The sequence below is a fragment of the Pseudomonas brassicacearum genome (assembly GCF_003732225.1).
GTDB lineage: Bacteria > Pseudomonadota > Gammaproteobacteria > Pseudomonadales > Pseudomonadaceae > Aquipseudomonas > Aquipseudomonas brassicacearum_E.
The window spans coordinates 1-3,142 of sequence record NZ_MOBJ01000035.1 but is presented as its reverse complement, the minus strand read 5'-3'; the positions used below and the strand labels follow the sequence as shown (position 1 = coordinate 3,142).

General features: G+C 51.0%; 1 rRNA gene. It reads left to right on the top strand.

From position 1 onward, the window contains the following. Positions 1-187: 187 nt before the first annotated feature. A 23S ribosomal RNA gene (locus tag BK659_RS27190) occupies positions 188-3,079 on the top strand. Positions 3,080-3,142: the final 63 nt, after the last annotated feature.

The following is a 3,142-nucleotide window of genomic DNA, read 5'->3' as shown; positions in this document are numbered from 1 at the left end:
GATGGTGAATGTTGATTTCTAGTCTTTGATTAGATCGTTCTTTAAAAATTTGGGTATGTGATAGAAAGATAGACTGGATAGCACTTTCACTGGTGTTTATTCAGGCTAAGGTAAAATTTGTGAGTTAAATTGCGAATTTTCGGCGAATGTCGTCTTCACAGTATAACCAGATTGCTTGGGGTTATATGGTCAAGTGAAGAAGCGCATACGGTGGATGCCTTGGCAGTCAGAGGCGATGAAAGACGTGGTAGCCTGCGAAAAGCTTCGGGGAGTCGGCAAACAGACTGTGATCCGGAGATGTCTGAATGGGGGAACCCACCTAACATAAGTTAGGTATCTTAAGCTGAATACATAGGCTTAAGAAGCGAACCAGGGGAACTGAAACATCTAAGTACCCTGAGGAAAAGAAATCAACCGAGATTCCCTTAGTAGTGGCGAGCGAACGGGGACTAGCCCTTAAGTGGCTTTGAGATTAGCGGAACGCTCTGGAAAGTGCGGCCATAGTGGGTGATAGCCCTGTACGCGAAAATCTCTTGGTCATGAAATCGAGTAGGACGGAGCACGAGAAACTTTGTCTGAATATGGGGGGACCATCCTCCAAGGCTAAATACTACTGACTGACCGATAGTGAACTAGTACCGTGAGGGAAAGGCGAAAAGAACCCCGGAGAGGGGAGTGAAATAGATCCTGAAACCGTATGCGTACAAGCAGTGGGAGCCCACTTTGTTGGGTGACTGCGTACCTTTTGTATAATGGGTCAGCGACTTATTTTCAGTGGCGAGCTTAACCGAATAGGGGAGGCGTAGCGAAAGCGAGTCTTAATAGGGCGTCTAGTCGCTGGGAATAGACCCGAAACCGGGCGATCTATCCATGGGCAGGTTGAAGGTTGGGTAACACTAACTGGAGGACCGAACCGACTACCGTTGAAAAGTTAGCGGATGACCTGTGGATCGGAGTGAAAGGCTAATCAAGCTCGGAGATAGCTGGTTCTCCTCGAAAGCTATTTAGGTAGCGCCTCATGTATCACTGTAGGGGGTAGAGCACTGTTTCGGCTAGGGGGTCATCCCGACTTACCAAACCGATGCAAACTCCGAATACCTACAAGTGCCGAGCATGGGAGACACACGGCGGGTGCTAACGTCCGTCGTGAAAAGGGAAACAACCCAGACCGTCAGCTAAGGTCCCAAAGTTATGGTTAAGTGGGAAACGATGTGGGAAGGCTTAGACAGCTAGGAGGTTGGCTTAGAAGCAGCCACCCTTTAAAGAAAGCGTAATAGCTCACTAGTCGAGTCGGCCTGCGCGGAAGATGTAACGGGGCTCAAACCATACACCGAAGCTACGGGTATCACTTAGGTGATGCGGTAGAGGAGCGTTCTGTAAGCCTGTGAAGGTGAGTTGAGAAGCTTGCTGGAGGTATCAGAAGTGCGAATGCTGACATGAGTAACGACAATGGGTGTGAAAAACACCCACGCCGAAAGACCAAGGTTTCCTGCGCAACGTTAATCGACGCAGGGTTAGTCGGTCCCTAAGGCGAGGCTGAAAAGCGTAGTCGATGGAAAACAGGTTAATATTCCTGTACTTCTGGTTATTGCGATGGAGGGACGGAGAAGGCTAGGCCAGCTTGGCGTTGGTTGTCCAAGTTTAAGGTGGTAGGCTGGAATCTTAGGTAAATCCGGGATTCTAAGGCCGAGAGCTGATGACGAGTGTTCTTTTAGAACACGAAGTGGTTGATGCCATGCTTCCAAGAAAAGCTTCTAAGCTTCAGGTAACCAGGAACCGTACCCCAAACCGACACAGGTGGTTGGGTAGAGAATACCAAGGCGCTTGAGAGAACTCGGGTGAAGGAACTAGGCAAAATGGCACCGTAACTTCGGGAGAAGGTGCGCCGGTGAGGGTGAAGGACTTGCTCCGTAAGCCCATGCCGGTCGAAGATACCAGGCCGCTGCGACTGTTTATTAAAAACACAGCACTCTGCAAACACGAAAGTGGACGTATAGGGTGTGACGCCTGCCCGGTGCCGGAAGGTTAATTGATGGGGTTAGCTAACGCGAAGCTCTTGATCGAAGCCCCGGTAAACGGCGGCCGTAACTATAACGGTCCTAAGGTAGCGAAATTCCTTGTCGGGTAAGTTCCGACCTGCACGAATGGCGTAACGATGGCGGCGCTGTCTCCACCCGAGACTCAGTGAAATTGAAATCGCTGTGAAGATGCAGTGTATCCGCGGCTAGACGGAAAGACCCCGTGAACCTTTACTATAGCTTTGCACTGGACTTTGAATTTGCTTGTGTAGGATAGGTGGGAGGCTTTGAAGCGTGGACGCCAGTTCGCGTGGAGCCAACCTTGAAATACCACCCTGGCAACTTTGAGGTTCTAACTCAGGTCCGTTATCCGGATCGAGGACAGTGTATGGTGGGTAGTTTGACTGGGGCGGTCTCCTCCTAAAGAGTAACGGAGGAGTACGAAGGTGCGCTCAGACCGGTCGGAAATCGGTCGTAGAGTATAAAGGCAAAAGCGCGCTTGACTGCGAGACAGACACGTCGAGCAGGTACGAAAGTAGGTCTTAGTGATCCGGTGGTTCTGTATGGAAGGGCCATCGCTCAACGGATAAAAGGTACTCCGGGGATAACAGGCTGATACCGCCCAAGAGTTCATATCGACGGCGGTGTTTGGCACCTCGATGTCGGCTCATCACATCCTGGGGCTGAAGCCGGTCCCAAGGGTATGGCTGTTCGCCATTTAAAGTGGTACGCGAGCTGGGTTTAGAACGTCGTGAGACAGTTCGGTCCCTATCTGCCGTGGACGTTTGAGATTTGAGAGGGGCTGCTCCTAGTACGAGAGGACCGGAGTGGACGAACCTCTGGTGTTCCGGTTGTCACGCCAGTGGCATTGCCGGGTAGCTATGTTCGGAATAGATAACCGCTGAAAGCATCTAAGCGGGAAACTAGCCTCAAGATGAGATCTCACTGGGACCTTGAGTCCCCTGAAGGGCCGTCGAAGACTACGACGTTGATAGGTTGGGTGTGTAAGCGCTGTGAGGCGTTGAGCTAACCAATACTAATTGCCCGTGAGGCTTGACCATATAACACCCAAGCAATTTAGTGACTCGACAGAGCGCCAGATTGCGGTGTGTGAAGACGAAGTA